Annotated in this window: 18 protein-coding genes, 1 tRNA gene and 2 pseudogenes; 18 read left to right on the top strand and 3 right to left on the bottom strand. The window is 69.4% G+C overall.

Annotation, left to right across the window (positions count from 1 at the left end; genetic code table 11):
- Nucleotides 1–10: 10 nt before the first annotated feature.
- The 11 genes and pseudogenes from WPS_RS12075 to WPS_RS12025 all read left to right on the top strand — a co-directional run bounded on the left by WPS_RS12075 (nucleotide 11) and on the right by WPS_RS12025 (nucleotide 6,229).
- Entirely contained in the window at nucleotides 11–385 is a 375-nt protein-coding gene (locus WPS_RS12075; protein ID WP_317994732.1) for a hypothetical protein, read from the top strand.
- Nucleotides 382–927, top strand: a complete 546-nt coding sequence (locus WPS_RS12070; RefSeq protein ID WP_317994731.1) for a hypothetical protein — start codon at nucleotides 382–384, stop codon at nucleotides 925–927. Before WPS_RS12075 ends, WPS_RS12070 begins: the two co-directional genes overlap by 4 nt.
- 66 nt (nucleotides 928–993) lie before the next feature.
- Nucleotides 994–1,422: a VOC family protein gene (locus WPS_RS12065; RefSeq protein ID WP_317994730.1), complete on the top strand. Its 429-nt coding sequence runs from the start codon at nucleotides 994–996 to the stop codon at nucleotides 1,420–1,422.
- 32 nt (nucleotides 1,423–1,454) lie between these two features.
- A tRNA-Ser gene (locus WPS_RS12060) sits at nucleotides 1,455–1,544 on the top strand.
- A gap of 40 nt (nucleotides 1,545–1,584) precedes the next feature.
- Nucleotides 1,585–1,952 (top strand): annotated as a pseudogene (locus WPS_RS12055) (alpha/beta fold hydrolase); the annotation flags it as partial.
- Nucleotides 1,953–2,015: 63 nt separating this feature from the next.
- Entirely contained in the window at nucleotides 2,016–3,242 is a 1,227-nt protein-coding gene (locus tag WPS_RS12050) for an ISL3 family transposase (RefSeq protein WP_317994728.1), read from the top strand.
- A gap of 83 nt (nucleotides 3,243–3,325) precedes the next feature.
- Nucleotides 3,326–3,733 (top strand): alpha/beta fold hydrolase, encoded by a 408-nt coding sequence (locus WPS_RS12045; RefSeq protein WP_317994727.1) that lies wholly within the window; start codon nucleotides 3,326–3,328, stop codon nucleotides 3,731–3,733.
- Between the two features lie 32 nt (nucleotides 3,734–3,765).
- Nucleotides 3,766–4,902, top strand: a complete 1,137-nt coding sequence (gene chrA / locus WPS_RS12040; protein WP_317994726.1) for a chromate efflux transporter — start codon at nucleotides 3,766–3,768, stop codon at nucleotides 4,900–4,902.
- A 15-nt stretch (nucleotides 4,903–4,917) separates the two neighbouring features.
- Nucleotides 4,918–5,415, top strand: a complete 498-nt coding sequence (gene rraA / locus WPS_RS12035) for a ribonuclease E activity regulator RraA (protein WP_317994725.1) — start codon at nucleotides 4,918–4,920, stop codon at nucleotides 5,413–5,415.
- A 68-nt stretch (nucleotides 5,416–5,483) separates the two neighbouring features.
- Nucleotides 5,484–5,957: an NUDIX hydrolase gene (locus WPS_RS12030; protein WP_317994724.1), complete on the top strand. Its 474-nt coding sequence runs from the start codon at nucleotides 5,484–5,486 to the stop codon at nucleotides 5,955–5,957.
- A 35-nt stretch (nucleotides 5,958–5,992) separates the two neighbouring features.
- Nucleotides 5,993–6,229, top strand: coding sequence for a hypothetical protein (locus tag WPS_RS12025; RefSeq protein ID WP_317994723.1), 237 nt, complete (start codon nucleotides 5,993–5,995; stop codon nucleotides 6,227–6,229).
- 18 nt (nucleotides 6,230–6,247) lie between these two features.
- Here the strand turns inward: WPS_RS12025 and WPS_RS12020 are convergent, their stop codons facing one another.
- Nucleotides 6,248–7,570: a S41 family peptidase gene (locus WPS_RS12020; RefSeq protein ID WP_317994722.1), complete on the bottom strand. Its 1,323-nt coding sequence runs from the start codon at nucleotides 7,568–7,570 to the stop codon at nucleotides 6,248–6,250.
- A 36-nt stretch (nucleotides 7,571–7,606) separates the two neighbouring features.
- Between WPS_RS12020 and WPS_RS12015 the strand changes: the two are divergent.
- From WPS_RS12015 to WPS_RS12005, 3 genes and pseudogenes are all read left to right on the top strand, one after another.
- Nucleotides 7,607–7,879: pseudogene (locus WPS_RS12015) on the top strand (DUF3175 domain-containing protein); the annotation flags it as partial.
- 174 nt (nucleotides 7,880–8,053) lie between these two features.
- Nucleotides 8,054–8,431 carry a helix-turn-helix domain-containing protein gene (locus tag WPS_RS12010; RefSeq protein ID WP_317997540.1) on the top strand — a complete coding sequence of 126 codons (378 nt, stop codon included), beginning with the start codon at nucleotides 8,054–8,056 and terminating at the stop codon, nucleotides 8,429–8,431.
- A 61-nt stretch (nucleotides 8,432–8,492) separates the two neighbouring features.
- Entirely contained in the window at nucleotides 8,493–8,969 is a 477-nt protein-coding gene (locus WPS_RS12005; RefSeq protein ID WP_405054888.1) for an integrase core domain-containing protein, read from the top strand.
- 22 nt (nucleotides 8,970–8,991) lie between these two features.
- Here WPS_RS12005 and WPS_RS12000 read toward each other — a convergent pair whose 3' ends face one another.
- Together WPS_RS12000 and serS are read right to left on the bottom strand one after the other, a co-directional pair.
- The gene (locus WPS_RS12000; RefSeq protein ID WP_317994720.1) at nucleotides 8,992–9,906 is read right to left on the bottom strand and encodes an L-threonylcarbamoyladenylate synthase; all 915 of its coding nucleotides are present in this window, start codon (nucleotides 9,904–9,906) and stop codon (nucleotides 8,992–8,994) included.
- Nucleotides 9,903–11,213, bottom strand: coding sequence for a serine--tRNA ligase (serS, locus tag WPS_RS11995; RefSeq protein ID WP_317994719.1), 1,311 nt, complete (start codon nucleotides 11,211–11,213; stop codon nucleotides 9,903–9,905). The genes WPS_RS12000 and serS overlap by 4 nt, the downstream gene beginning before the upstream one ends.
- A 64-nt stretch (nucleotides 11,214–11,277) precedes the next feature.
- On the opposite strand from serS, the gene WPS_RS11990 reads away from it, so the two are divergent.
- From WPS_RS11990 to WPS_RS11975, 4 genes are read left to right on the top strand one after another with little or no spacing between them, the layout of a single operon-like run.
- On the top strand, nucleotides 11,278–12,507 hold the full coding sequence (locus WPS_RS11990; RefSeq protein ID WP_317994718.1) for a molybdopterin molybdotransferase MoeA: 1,230 nt from the start codon (nucleotides 11,278–11,280) through the stop codon (nucleotides 12,505–12,507).
- Nucleotides 12,507–13,058 carry a BON domain-containing protein gene (locus WPS_RS11985; RefSeq protein WP_317994717.1) on the top strand — a complete coding sequence of 184 codons (552 nt, stop codon included), beginning with the start codon at nucleotides 12,507–12,509 and terminating at the stop codon, nucleotides 13,056–13,058. The genes WPS_RS11990 and WPS_RS11985 overlap by 1 nt, the downstream gene beginning before the upstream one ends.
- Complete coding sequence (locus WPS_RS11980; RefSeq protein WP_317994716.1) at nucleotides 13,055–14,182, top strand: aminotransferase class I/II-fold pyridoxal phosphate-dependent enzyme; 1,128 nt, start codon at nucleotides 13,055–13,057, stop codon at nucleotides 14,180–14,182. The genes WPS_RS11985 and WPS_RS11980 overlap by 4 nt, the downstream gene beginning before the upstream one ends.
- The gene (locus WPS_RS11975; RefSeq protein ID WP_317994715.1) at nucleotides 14,179–14,904 is read left to right on the top strand and encodes a metallophosphoesterase family protein; all 726 of its coding nucleotides are present in this window, start codon (nucleotides 14,179–14,181) and stop codon (nucleotides 14,902–14,904) included. Before WPS_RS11980 ends, WPS_RS11975 begins: the two co-directional genes overlap by 4 nt.
- Nucleotides 14,905–14,947: the final 43 nt, after the last annotated feature.

Below are 14,947 nucleotides of genomic sequence, written 5' to 3'. Positions count from 1 at the left end.
GGAGGCGTCCATGCACGCCGGATTTCGATTGCTCGCCGCTTTGGGCATCTCCACCGCGCTGGCCGCATGCAGCGGTTCGACGAGCGGATCGCTCCCGGGAGCGCAGCGCGATGCCTTGAGCAGGCCGGCGCCGGCGCACGCGGAGGCACCGTCGCTGAACGGCGTCGTCGACGGCCACCCGATGCACGTGCTGCTTCCGAGAAACGGCGCGAAGGGCAGCAGCGTCGGAAACCTCGTCTACCACGGCGGCCCGATCCAGAAGAACCCCGTGGTCTACGTCGTGTACTGGGGCTTCACCGGTTCGGCGGCCGATCCCGACGGCGTGGCCCCCTATCTCACCGCCTTTCTGCAAGGGGTCGGCGGATCGTCGATCCTCGAGTCGTGACGCAGTATTACTCGACGGCGGCGGGCGCGATCACCAACCCAAAGCAGCAGTTCGGCGGCGAATGGTTCGACAACAGTGCGGTCCCCAAACAGCCTTCCGGCTCGGCGATCGCCGCCGAGGCCGTGCGCGCGGCGGCGCATTTCGGATACAACTTCGATGCGTCGTACATCGTGCAGCTGCCCCATGGCGCGTTCAATCATCTGGGATACTGCGCGTATCATTCGGTGACGTCGTCGCCATCCGGCGACGTGCACTACACCGACCTGCCGTACCAGCCCGACTTCCCGGGCTGCGGCACCAACACGGTCAACACCGGCGCACAAGGACTCCTCGACATCACCAGCGAGACCGCCGTGCACGAAGTCGCGGAGACGCAGACCGATCCGGACACGCGAACCGGCTGGTTCGACCAGTACGGCAACGAGATCGGCGACTATTGCTCCTTCATCAACCTGCAGAACATCAAGCTCTCGACCGGCACGTTCGCAATCCAGCCGCTCTGGAGCAACGCCGCGAACGGCTGCGCCGCGTCTTACCCGTAGGATTCGGTACGGCGTCCGAACGGCCGCTATACGAATCGCCCGCTGCGTCGCCGGCAATGGAGCCCCATGACCTTTCCCACGCAGGAGTCCGCCGTCGTGGCACAGCCCCTCATAGCGGTGCGCGACGTTCGCGCGAGTAGCCGCTGGTACGCCGAACTGCTCGGAGCAGACTCGCTTCCGGAACACAGCCACCGCGACGTGTATGATCGCATCTCGTGCTCCGGTCAGCTGCTGCTGCAACTCCACGCATGGGACGAGGAAGACCACCCGAACCTCGTCGGCGCCGACGCTGCGCCGCACGGACACGGTGTGCTGCTGTGGTTTCAGGTGGACGATTTCGACTCCATCGTGGAGCGAGCGCGCGGCTTGGGTGCCGAGATCATCGAAGAACCTCACGTCAACGACAAGCCGGGCCACCGAGAGATGTGGGTTCGCGATTCCGACGGTTACGTGGTGGTTGTTGCCGGTCCGGACGTCGAATACCTGAGAGGGTGAAAAAGCCCGGCCGCACAACGGTTCGGGTGCGCGGAGAGATGGCGGAGCGGTTGAACGCAGCGGTCTTGAAAACCGCAGGCCCTTCGCGGGGCTCGTGGGTTCGAATCCCACTCTCTCCTCCACGATGCCCCGTGGCATCGTGAACAGATGAGGAAATCCGCGATGCCGTACGCCGCAGCTGAGGACGGGGTGCGTCGCTACTGCGAGGAGTCCGGTACGCCGTGGTCTTCGTGCACGAGTTTGCCGGCGACTACCGTAACTGGGAACCGCAGGTGCGGTACTTTGCGCGGCGGTCTCGCACGATCGCGTACAACGCGCGAGGGTATCCTCCCTCGGACGTGCCGGAAACCGTCGCGTCCTATTCGCAGTCGCGTGCCGCCGACGACATCGCCGCGGTGCTCGACCATCTCGGCATTGCGACGGCGCACGTCGTCGGCTTGTCGATGGGCGGCTTCGCGACGCTGCATTTCGGCTTCCGCCACCCGCAGCGCGCGCGCTCGCTGGTCGTCGCGGGCTGTGGTTACGGCGCCGGGTCTTCCGGTTTTGTAGTGGGCGGGCGAGAGGAAATCGGTCGGCCGTCGTAATGCTACGCCATGCGAGACACCGAATTCATCCGCGGGTTGCTGCGCGTCGAAGATCCTTGGGACGTGACCGAATCAAAGCTCGATCTCGAGCGAAATCGGGTCGATGTTCGGCTTGAATGGCAAGGCGCGGGTCGCTGTCCAAAATGCGATCGGGAGTGCCCCAAGCACGATCATCGCGAGCGCGTCTGGCGTGACCTCGATCTGGCCGGCGACCAACTTTTCTTGCACGCCTCCGTACCCCGGATCGATTGTCCCGAGCACGGCGTCACGACCGTTGCGATTCCCTGGTCAAGCGGTCGCACCGAGTTTACGTCGCGCTTCGAGCGTTTGGCGATCGCCCTCCTACTCGAGATGTCCGTCGCGGCGGTCGCGCGTCGCTTGGGCATCAGCTGGGAGCAAGTCGATTCCATTATGCTCCGGGCGGTCGAGCGCGGTAAGCAGCGGCGACTGCCACGTCTTGTGCGGCATCTCGGCATCGACGAGAAGGCCGTCAAAAAGCGGCATCGGTACTTCACGATCGTGTCCGACTTGGACCGCGGCGAGGTCCTGTGGGTCGGTCGCGGTCGCAAGCGCGAATCGATTGACGCTTTCTACGACGGCCTTTCGCACGAACAACTTCATGCCATTGAGGGCATCGCGATGGATATGTGGCAGCCGTACTTCGAGTCGACCGTAGCACACGTGCCCGATGCGGCACGGAAGATCGTCTTCGATAAGTACCACATCACGGCATATCTCACCAAAGCCGTCGATCTCACTCGTCGAGCGATGATGCGTGACAAGACGCTCGACCGAACGGCATTGAAAGGGACTAAGTATTCCTGGTTGCGCTCGTTTGCGAATCTCGACCGCGACGAACGACGTGATCTGAGCGCCTTGCGGAGCCAGTACAAACGCCTTGGCCGCGCGTGGTCGATGAAGGAGCACTTTACGGAGTTCTGGCGATATCGGCGTGAGTCCGCAGCGCGTCGTTTCTTTGCCGATTGGTACCGGTGGGCGACGCACTCTCAATTGCCCGAAATGATCAGCGTCGCGCGCACGCTCAAACGTCACTTTGCGAACATCATCACGTACATTCGCAAGCCGATCACCAATGCGGCAGCCGAGAGCCTCAACAGCAAGATCCAAATGATCAAATTCCGCGCGCGCGGCTATCGCAATGAGGGCCGATTTGCAGCGGCGATTCTATTCCACTGTGGTGGGCTCGACCTCTTGCCCGCCCACCCGAAGTCCTGAAGCGCCACGGCGCCGAGCCCCACGACCGCGAGCGGTTCCGCGCCGAGGCCGAGCAGATCGCCGTCACGATCCTTCGCGATGGAATGGCGGCGTTTGCGGAAACGTACGCCTACGGCCCCGCGCGCGTGCAGTACGCACGCAAGGATCCGCTCGGATTTGCGGTCTTCAAAGCGCGCCTGGCCGAGGACTCCGCGCTCGGCTCCGCCAACACCCAGCGCGGGTGTCAGCGCGAGCGCCCGTCGCTCTACGATCTCACCACTGAGATGCGCGCGCTGACGGTCCCCACCCTCATCCTCACCGGCGACGAAGACGAGTCGTGTTTTGCGCCGGCCATCCTGATGAAGCGAACGATCCCGGCGGCGGCGCTGGCGGTGATGCCGAACTGCGGCCACGGCATCAACGAGGAAGATCCCGCCGAGTTCAACCGTCTGGTCGCCGACTTTCTCGCGCAGGTCGAAAGCGGCCGTTGGCCGCTGCGCGGATCGCCGTGATGGCTACGGTGCGGCGCGCTCGCACGCCGAGCGTGGCCGAACTCACGCGCTATTTTTTCGTGCTCGGTGCGACAGGGTTCGGCGGACCGGTCGCGCTTGCCAACATCATGCGCCGCGATTTGGTCGACGAACGCGGGTGGATCGACGAAGCGGCGTTCGAGCGCGGCCTCGCGGTCGCGACGACGTGTCCGGGGCCGATGGCGTATCAGCTCGGCGTTTACTGCGGCTACGTCACGCATGGAATCGGCGGCGCGCTCGCGGCGGCTCTGGCATTCGCGATCGCACCGTTCGCGATCGTCGTTGCCGCGGCGGCGCTCTACCAGCGCTTCGCGGGCGCGCGCGTGCTGCAGGGCCTGTTCTACGGGATCGGCCCCATCGTCGTCGCGCTGATCCTGCGCGCGAGCTGGACCCTCGGCCGCAAGACGCTTCGCCGCGACGTCGCGGCGTGGTGCGTCGCGGTCGTCGCCTGCGGCGTAACGGTCGCACTGCAGCGCGAACTCATCGTGCTGTTTCTCGCCGCGGGTGTCCTCGGGATCGTCGCGTTCGCGCCGCGCGCGAAGCCGGTGCCGCTCCCGCCCCCCGTCCTTCCGCCGCCGTCGTCGCTGCGGTCGCTGGCGCTTCCTCCGCTTATCGCGCTCGTGCCGTCGGGACTCGCACCGGCGCTGTTCTGGTTCTTCCTGAAGACCGGGTTTCTCGTCTTCGGAAGCGGTCTGGTGATCGTCTCGTTCGTGAAGTCGTACGTCGTCGATCAATATCACTGGCTCGACGATCGCACGTTCGTCGACGCGGTCGCGATCGGGCTCATCTCGCCGGGACCGGTCGTCATCACGGCGACGTTCGTCGGCTACGTAATCGCGGGATTCACCGGCGCCCTCGCGGCGACGGCCGGGATCTTTCTCCCGTCGATCGTGCTGACGGTGGCGGCGACGCCGCTGCTGCTCCGGTACGGCGGACGCCCGCGCGTCGCGGGATTCGTTCGCGGCGTCACCGTCGCCGTCGTCGGCGTCCTCGCCGGCACGACGTATCTGGTCGGCCGCCCGGTGATCGTCGATGCGGTCTCGGCGCTGCTCCTCGTCGGGGCGCTGGCCGCGCCGTTGCTCGTCAAGCGCGTCCCGGATCAAGCGTACGTCGTCGCCGGGGCCGCGATCGGGGTGGCGCTGCGTCACTGAGCGAAACGGCGCGCGATGGAACCACCCGCGATCGTCACGGCCGATCTCGTCGATGCGCATCAAGACGCCGTCGAGTCCTGCGAGGTGCAGTTCCGCCGGTTCGGCGGACGGCGCGCGTTCGCGGGACGGATCCGCACCGTGCAGACCTTCGAAGACAACGCGCTGCTGCGCAGCGTCCTCGAGATGCCCGGGGAGGGTGCGGTGCTCGTCGTCGACGGCGGCGGATCGCTGCGCGTCGCGCTCGTCGGCGACGTCATCGCCGGGCTCGCGCTCGCCAACGGTTGGAGCGGCCTCGTCATCAACGGAGCGTTCCGCGATTCGGCAGCGCTCGCCGCGCTCGACATCGGACTCAAAGCGCTCGGAACGAACCCGATGAAGAGCGCGAAACGGGGCATCGGCGAAGTCGACGTGCCGCTGCGGTTCGGCGGCGTCACGTTCACGCCGGGCGCGATGCTTTATGCGGACGACGATGGGATCCTCGTCAGCGACGCGCCGCTTGCAGAGCGTTCGTGAGTTCCCTCCGCACCGCGCTCCTGGCGGAGCTCCGCGCGTATGTACCGGCCGATGCGCGCGAGCGCGCGATGCGCGACCGGCTGGCAGCCTTCATCGCGTCGCAGCCGCGCGCGTTCGAGCGCGCGCTCACGATCGGTCACGTCACCGCGTCGGCCTGGATCGTGAACGCGGCGCGCACGCACGCGCTGCTGACGCATCACCGCAAGCTGGGGAAATGGCTGCAGCTCGGCGGCCACGTCGACGGCGATCCCGACGTCCGCGCGTCCGCGCTGCGCGAGGCGCGCGAGGAGTCGGGACTGCGTTCGCTGCGGTTCGCGAGCGAAGCGATCTACGACGTCGACATCCACGCGATCCCGGCGCGCGGGAGCGAACCGGCGCACGAGCATTTCGACGTGCGCTTCGCATTCGAAGCCGATGGCGCCGAGCCGTTCGTGGTCAGCGACGAGTCGCACGATCTCGCGTGGGTCGCGCTCGCGTCGCTCGCGGACTACGGTGCGGACGAATCAGTCCTGCGCCTGGCGCGCAAAACGGCGCACCTGTGAGAGAGACGGCGCGCGCAACGGGGTAGGAGCGCTCCATGCGCGCCCGCTTCGACTTCACCTTTCACACGCTTACGCCCGACGCCGCGGCGCGTGCGGAAGGGGACGCGACGCTCGATCTGCTCGGCGCGCAAGGCTGGGAGATCCGCGCCCTGGCGCCGCTTCGCGACGGCACCGTCCTCGTCGCGCTGCAGCGTCCGCGCGACGAGGAAATGCCGCTTCCCGACGCACCGGCGATCTCGGCGGCGCTCGCCGACCCGCTCGGACCGCCGTGATGGGCCGCCGCCGCGGCCCTACGACGATGAAGCGGCGAGCAGGGCGAGCGCGCGGTCGAGTTGGGGATCGTGGCCGGGTTCGCCCGGATGCGCGCCCGCAGGTTCGGGAACGACCACGTCGGGAGTGATCCCCACGCCCTCGATGTCGCGGCCGGCGGGCGTGCGGTAGCGCGCCGTCGTCATCTTGATCGCGCCGCCGTCGGGGAGCGCGAACGTCTCCTGCACCAGACCCTTGCCGAACGTCTTCGCTCCGACGAGCGTCCCCGCGCGGTTGTCTTGGATCGCGCCGGCGACGATCTCCGACGCCGAGGCGGTGTCGGCGTCGATGAGCACGGCGAGAGGCGCGTGCAGCAGCGGCGTCGCGGACTTCGCGGTGAAGACCGACGGCGCGCCGGTGCGCTCTTGCGTCGTCACGACGGTCCCGCGGACGAAATGCGACGCGATCGCGACGGCGTCGTCGCGGTACCCGCCGCCGTTCGCGCGCAGATCGAGCACGTAGGCGTGCACGTCCGGCGCGTGCAGCGTCGCGAGGACTCCGTCGAGCTGCTGCGCCGACCGCGCGCCGAACGACCGCAGCCGCACGTACCCGATCCCGCCCGGCAGCGCGTAGCCGGTGACGTCGGGTGCGACGATCGTTTGCCGCACGATCGAAAGCGGATCGCGCTGCACGCCGTCGCGCACGAGGACGAGGCGCACCGCCGTGCCGGCTTTGCCGCGCAGCGCCGCGAGCACGTCGGACGGCGATCCGGCCGGTGCGCCGCCGTCGATCGATGCGATCGTGTCGCCGCGCCGGACGCCCGCCGCTTCGGCCGGACTCCCCGGAAAGACGTCGACGACGCGCACCGCGTGCGTCTGCGGGTCGACGTCGAGTTCGGCGCCGATCCCGGCGTTCGCCGTTCCGTCGAGAAACGCGACGAACTTCTTGTACGCGGCGGCCCGGAACAGCACCGTGTACGGATCGTGCAGCGCAGCGAGCTCGCCGTCGAGCGTAGCGTTGACGAGCGCCGCGGTCTGCACGCGCGACGGATAGCGGGCGACGGCGAGCGCGACGTCGCGCGCGATCGCGTTCTCGGCGGCGTACCGGTCGGTGTGCGGCGGCAGCGCCGGGAGCGCCGGGTTGGCGACGCCCTGCTTGCGGAGATAGGCGACGATCCCGCGGCGTGCGCCGTCGACGAGAACGAGCGGATCGACCGGCCGGTAGTATCGCGCCATCACCGTCGTATAGCCGATTTCCAGCGCGATCAGATCGAGCGCCGAGAGCGACGCGCGCGGCGCCGCGCCGCGTGCCGGTACGGGGATCAGGAGCAGGACGGCGGCCAAGAGGGCGAGCGTGCGGCGCATCGGTGACCGTGTTCCCGCGATGGGTACGCTCATCCCATGGCACCTCGACGCTGGTCGCAGCACGTCACCGAAACGAGCGATGCGCTCGACGTCCCGCAGGGGACGTTCGCGCAGGACGATCCCGCGAAGGTCGCGCGCGAGCTCATGCACGACGCGGAGGGTTCGAAGCGCCGGAAATCCTCGCCGTACCGCTCCGCGATGTCGATGCCGACGTTCCTCATCAATCGCGCCGGAAAGAATCTGCCGGCCCGCCGAAAACGCGTCCTCGAACAAGCGAAGGAAGTACTCCGCGAGGAGTTCGGCCCGCAAGCCGCGGCGCCGCCGAAGACGCCGCGCAAGAGATCGCGACGCGCAAGAAGTCCGCGTCGTCGCAGAAGAAACGGACCTCACCTAGCTGTAGAGACCACGCGCATCGTTGACAGGGACTGACCCCGAAGAGGTGGGTGTTCGAGGCCTACTTCTCCGGAGGTCAGCCCTGTGATTATGCACCCTCAGGCCCGCACGACGCCTCTTATCCGGCGGGAAATTGTCGCTTTGGTTCAGGCCGGTGAGGCCGTTGCCGCGGTGGCTCGGCGCTTCAAGATCAGCCGGCCGACGGTGTACAAGTGGCTTGCCCGCTTTGCGCAGGCCGGAGAGTCTGGTCTGCGTGATCGGCGACCCGTTGCAATTCGCTTTCCGACGCGCGTCCGAAAGGCGGTTGAACGGCAGATCGACCGGCTTCGCCGCACTCGCCGGCTACTCGGTTGGCAAATCGCCGAAGCACTGTCGATGGCGCGCTCGACGGTCATCAAGGTACTCAAGCGGCTCAACATCGCGCGTCTGCGCGACCTTCGAGCCGGCCCGCTTTACGCAGCGTTATGAGTATCGCCGACCCGGCGAGCTCGTTCACATTGACATCAAGAAGATCGCACGATTTGAGCGCGTGGGGCACCGCATCCACGGCGATCGCACGAAGTGCTCCAGGCACGTCGGCTACGACGTCATCTTTGTCGCGGTCGACGATGCCAGCCGCCGGACTGAAACACGCGTATACACGCGGGAAGACGCGACCTCGGCCGCAGACTTCTTGCGGCGGCTCGCGATTCTTTACGCTCGTCGCGGCGTGCGAATCGAACGAGTCATGACTGACAACGGCAAAGTGTTCAGCTCGAACGCGTTCGAGTCAATGATGAGGTCGATCGGTGCGCGACACATTTTCACGCCGCCCTACACGCCGCGTTGGAACGGCAAAGCGGAGCGCTTCATCCAGACCATGCTGCGCGAGTGGGCGTACGCGGTCGCTTATCGCACCAGCGACGAGCGCCGAGACGCCCTCCCGGCGTGGCTCCGCTACTACAACGAGGACCGCCGGCACACGGCCATCAACTACCCCCGCCTCACGTTGGGCCGCGGCCCGTAAACGAGGCGCGTAGTCTCGACACCTAGCGCGGCGCGGCGGCGCGGGTGAGCCGGTCGCGCACCGCGGCATTCGCTTCCGTCGCCGGCGGCAGCGTCGCGACGATCGTCTCGCAGCCTTCGGCGTCGAGCGCGCGCAGCGTCGCGTAGAGCGAGCGCGCCGCCGCCGCGGCGTCGTCGGGGAGGTCGAGCAGCGCGACCCGTTCGCCCGCGGCGGCGCGCCGCGCAGCTTCGGCATCGCGCGCGGACGGCTCGACGAGCACCACGCGCGCGCGCGGCGCATAGTGCGACGGCAGTGTCCCCGGCGCGCGCACGTCGCCGCCGACGCGCGTGACGACGGCGGTTCCGAGCGCGTCGCTCAACTCCGATGCCGTGATTGCGCCCGCGCGCAGCACCGCCGGCACCGCGCCGGTGAGGTCGACGATCGTCGACTCGACGCCGACTTCGCACGGGCCGCCGTCGACCACGACGTCGACGGCGTCGCCGAGGTCGGCGCGCACGTGTTCCGCCGTCGTCGGAGAGACGCCGCCGAAGCGGTTCGCCGACGGCGCGGCGAGCGCGCTGCCGAACGCCGAGAGAATCGCGCGTGCGACGGGATGCGCGGGGACGCGGAGCGCGACAGTCTCCTGACCGCCGGTGACGGCGTGCGGCGTGCGCGGTCCGCGCGCGACGATCGCCGTGAGCGGGCCCGGCCAGAACCGCTGCGCGAGCGCTCGCAGCGCGGGCGTGAGTTCGGCCGCGTAGCCGGTCGCTGCATCGAGACCGGCGACGTGCACGATCAGCGGATGATCCGCGGGACGGCCTTTGATCGCGTACACGCGAGCGATCGCATCGGGGTTGGCGACGTCGGCGGCGAGCCCGTAGACGGTCTCGGTCGGGATCGCGACGACGCCGCCGCCGCGCAGCACGTCGACGGCGCGCGCGATCGCGTCGCGGTTCACGACACGTGCGGGAGGACGCTGCCGTCGGGCTCGATCGACGCGAACCCGGCGAACGGACGCAGCACCGTGGGAACGTCGACGCCGCCGTCGGCGCGCTGATAATTTTCGATCAGCGCCAGCAGGGTGCGCCCGACGGCGAGCCCCGAGCCGTTGAGCGTGTGCGCGAATTGCGGTTTCGCGCCCGGCTCGGGCCGGTAGCGGATCGCGGAGCGACGAGCCTGGAAGTCGGTGCAGTTCGAGCACGACGAGATCTCGCGGTACGCCTGCGCGCCCGGCAGCCACACTTCGACGTCGTAGGTCTTCGCCGCGTTGAAGCCGACGTCGCCCGCGCACAGCAGCATCACGCGATGCGCGAGCCCCAGTTCCTCGAGCAGGCCTGCCGCGTTGCGCGTGAGCGTTTCGAGATCGTCGAACGAGCGCTCCGGCGTGGAAACCCACATCAGCTCGACCTTTTCGAACTGATGCTGGCGCACCAGGCCGCGCGTGTCGCGTCCCGCGGCGCCGGCCTCTTTGCGGAAGCACGGCGTATACGCCGCATACTGCAGCGGGAGCGCTTCGCCGGCGAGGATCTCGTCGCGGTGCATCGCGGTCAGCGGCACCTCCGCGGTCGGGATGAGATACATCGGCTCGCCGGCGTCGTCGCCCTCGAAGACGTACATCTGATCGGCGAACTTCGAGAGCTGGCCGGTCGACCACATCGTCGATCGCGTCACCAGCAGCGGCGGGTTGATCTCGACGTAGGCGTTGCGGGCCGCGCGGTCGAGGAAGAACTGCACCAGCGCGCGCGAGAGCCGCGCGCCCGCGCCGCGCAGGACCGCGAAGCGCGCGCCGCTGAGCTTCGCGGCGCGTTCGAAGTCGAAGATCTCCAGCGCCTCGCCGATCTCCCAATGCGGTTTCGGCGTGAAGCCGAACGCCGGCGGCGTCCCCCAGCGGCGGATCTCCACGTTCGCCGCTTCGTCGGAACCGTCGGGGACGCTCGGATCGAGCAGGTTCGGGATCTCCGCGAGTTCGCGTTCGATCGTCTCGTCGAGGCGCGGAATCTCTTCGCCGGTCGCGGCGATCTGCGCGTCGAGTTCGGCGATGCGCGGACGCAGTTCGCCGGCGGCGGCTTTTTTGTCGGCGGCGTTCGCAATCTGGGCGGTGAGCGCGTTCTTCTCGGCCTTGCGCGACTCGACCGCGGTGGTCGCCGCGCGGCGCTGCGCGTCGAGTGCGAGCACGCGGTCGACGAACTCCGCCGTGCCGCCGCGCCGCCGTGCGGCGACGCGGACGTGATCGGGTTCGCGGCGCAGCAGCTCGAGATTCAGCACGACCGCGCGCCGTTACGCAGCGCGCGGGCGGTGTCCTACCGTAGCCGTGTCGAAGCGCGCGAGGATGCGAGCGATGCGCCCGGGCGAGGGCTTCGACGTCGAACGGCTGCGGGAGCCTGCGGAGGCCGTCGCGGCCTACCTCGCCGCGGTGCGGCCGATGCCGCCGGGGATCGAGCGGGTCGCGCTCGCCGACGCCTTCGGCCGCGTCCTTGCGCAAGACGCGGTCGCGGAAGCGTTCTACCCCGCCGATGCGCGCTCGACGATGGACGGCTTCGCCGTGCGCTCCACGGACGGCACGGCACTGCGGCGGATCGCCGGCACGATCCGGATGGGCGCGGCGCCGCCCGGACCGGTGCACGTCGGCGAGGCGATGCGGATCCCGACCGGCGGCGTGCTGCCGCCCGGCGCCGACGCCGTCGTCCCGCTCGAGAACGTGCGCGACGACGGCGAGTCGATCGCGGTCGACGCCGCGCCGGCCGCCGGCGACTCGTTCACGCCGCGCGGTGACGACATGCGGCCCGGCGACCGCATTGTCGGCGCGGGCTGCCGGATCGCCGCCCCGGAACTCTCGGTGCTGGCGACGCTGGGGATCGTCGACGTTCCGGTCTTCGTCCGCCCCCGGATCGCGGTCGTCTCGACGGGCGACGAACTCGTCGATGCGGCCGAGCATCCCGGGACCGGCCAGGTCCGCGACTCCAACCGCTGGGCGATCGCCGGCAGCCTCCTGGCGATGGGCTGCACCGTCGTGCACCTCCCGCGCGCAGTCGACGAGGAAGACGCGATCGCAGCGCGGATCGCCGACGGGCTCGCCGGCGCCGACGCGGTCGTCCTCACCGGCGGCTCGTCGGTCGGCGCCCGCGACCACGTCCCGGCGGCGATCGCACGGCTCGGGGCGCCGGGGATCGTCGTGCACGGGCTCAAGGTCAAGCCTGGGAAACCGACGGTGCTGGCGGCGATCGGCGCGCGTCCGGTCCTGGGGCTGCCGGGGAATCCCACCTCGGCGTTGATGATCCTCGAAGCGGTCGCGGCGCCGATCGTCCGCGCGCTCACCGGCGAGCGGCACGCCGCAGTCCGCCGGATCGCGACCGTCGCCGCGGCGCCGTTCGGCGGGCGGCCGGGCTGGACGTGGTACGTCCCGGCGGCGGTCGGCGCCGACGGCGCGCGGCCGCTGGTGCTGCGGTCGTCCCATACGAGCCTGCTCGCGCGCGCCGGCGGGTACGTCGTCGTCGGACCGGAGTCGTCCCGGATCGAATCGGGCGCCGCGGTGACCGTGCTCGGTTTCGGAGGTCGATGATGCGGCGCGCGCTCGCGTTCGCCGCCGGCCTGCTCGTCGCAGGCTGCGGCGGCGACCAGCAGACGAAAGCGCCCGAACCGTTCGGAACGCGCGCCGCGACCGATGTCCTGCGCGACGGCGTCACCCTCGCCGCTGTGAAAGCGAAGCTGACCGCCGAGGATCCCGACTCCGCGACGACGCTCGGCGTCGTAGCGCGCGACGGCGTCGTCACCCTGCGGGGCAGCGTCCGCAGCATGGACGCGAAGAAGCGCGTCGTGCGCTCGGCGCGCGGGGTCGCCGGCGTGCGCGTCGTCGTCGATCAGGTCCGCGTCGACCCCAACGGCCCGCGTCCCAAACGCCAACTCGGCGACGCGGCGCTCGCGACGCGCATCGTCGCCGCATACACCGCCGAACTCGGCTTTCAGAAGGTGTCGGTGCGCGTCGACGGCGGGACAGCGACCCTCGAGGGGACCGTCGCCGATGCGAAGACGCGCGACGCCGTCGTCGCGGCGGCGCGTGGAACGTCGGGGATCCGCAACGTCGTCGACCGCATCAGGGTCGAACAGCCGTGAGCCCGGAGTCCCGCCTGCCGCACCCGACGCCGCTCGTCGCGGCGATCCCGCCGATGACGCCGTTCGTCGCGCCCGAAGAGCTGGCGCGCCGGGTCGGCCGCACCGAACTGCTCCGCCTCGGCGCCAACGAGAGCGCGTTCGGACCGTCGCCGCGGGCGATCGCGGCAATGCGTGACGCGGTCGCGCTGACATCGTGGTACGGCGACCCGGAGTCCATCGCGCTGCGCACGGCGCTCGCCGCGCGCCACGGCTGCACCGTCGACGAGCTCGTGATCGCGAGCGGGATCGACGACCTCATGGGGCTGATCGTGCGCGCGTTCTGCGGCCCGGGCGATGCCTGCGTCGCGACGCTCGGGACGTACCCGACGCTGTTCTACCATCTCAACGCGTTCGGTGCGCGCGCGGAGTTCGCGGAGCCCGACGAACGAGGCGGGATCGTCCCCGATGCGATCGTGGACGCGGTGCGGCGCAGCGGCGCAAAACTCGTGTACGTCGCGAATCCCGACAACCCGTCGGGCGGCTTCGTCGATCGTGCGACGCTGGCGTCGCTGCGCGAGGCGCTCCCCTCCGACGTGCTGCTGTTCCTCGACGAAGCCTACGCCGACTTCGTCTCGCGCGACGAACTGCCGTCCGACGTGGTCGACCCGCGCACGATCCGCACGCGCACGTTCTCGAAGGCGTTCGGGATGGCCGGCGCGCGGATCGGCTACGCGATCGCCTCGAGCGACGTCATCGCGGCGTTTCAGAAGCTCCGGCTGCACTTCGGCGTCAACCGCACGGCGCAGATCGGCGCGCTGGCGGCGCTCGACGACGACGCGTTTCTGCGCGGCGTCGTCGCCGAAGTCGAACGCGGACGCGCCGAGTATCACGCGCTCGCCGCCGCGCACGGCGCGCCGTCGCTCCCGTCGCGGACAAATTTCGTCTGCATCGGGATCGGGACGCGCGCGCAGGCGGACGCGATGGTGACGGCGCTGCTGGAGCTGGGCGTGTTCGTGCGCAAGCCGTGGGCGCCGCCGATCGACGGCTACATCCGCGTCACCGTGGGGACCGCGACGGAGCGCGCCGCCTTCGCCGAACGCTTCGCCGAGGCGCTCGACGGGGTGCGGGAGAAGGCGGCCCGGTGAGGTACGCCGTCCTCTCGGACGTCCACTCGAACCTCGAGGCGCTGGACGCCGCGTTCGCGCAGATTCGCGACGACGACGCCGTGCTGTGCTTGGGCGATATCGTGGGCTACGGCCCCAATCCCAACGAGTGCGTCGAGCGGATGCGGACGCGTGCCACCGCGACGGTGCTGGGGAACCACGACGTCGCCGCGATCGACGACTTCGGACTCACGTACTTCAATCCGGCCGCGCGCGAGGCGATGAAGTGGACGCAAGGCGTCCTGCTGCCGGAAAACCGCGCGTGGCTCGATCAGCTCGGTTACGAGTTCCGCATGCCGGAGTTTCTGCTCGTCCACGGCGCGCCGGTCAACTACTTCGAGTACATCCTCGACAAGCCGGGCGCCGCGCGCGCGTTCGCATCGACCGACGCGCCGATCATCTTCATCGGACACACGCACATCGCCGAAGTGTACGCGCTCCAGCCCGACGGCAGGATCGAACATCAGCATCTCCAGCAGGGCGGCGAAGTCCGGCTGCTCGACGGCGTGCGCTATCTGATCAACGTCGGCAGCCTCGGCCAGCCGCGCGACCTCAACCCGCGCGCGTCGTTCGGCTTTTTCGATACCGTCGAGCGTACCGTGCGCATCGAACGGATCGAGTATCCGATCGCGCAGGTGCAGGAGAAGATCGCGACCGCGGGCCTGCCGGACGCGCTCGCCCGCCGGCTGCTCGTCGGCCGCTGAGCGCGAGGCAAGCGGAAGTCGCCGCCGGCGGCCGAACCTGCAC

Origin of the sequence: Vulcanimicrobium alpinum, assembly GCF_027923555.1 — a bacterium.
In the GTDB taxonomy this organism is placed as follows: domain Bacteria; phylum Vulcanimicrobiota; class Vulcanimicrobiia; order Vulcanimicrobiales; family Vulcanimicrobiaceae; genus Vulcanimicrobium; species Vulcanimicrobium alpinum.
This window is presented reverse-complemented; position numbering and strand designations above follow the sequence as displayed.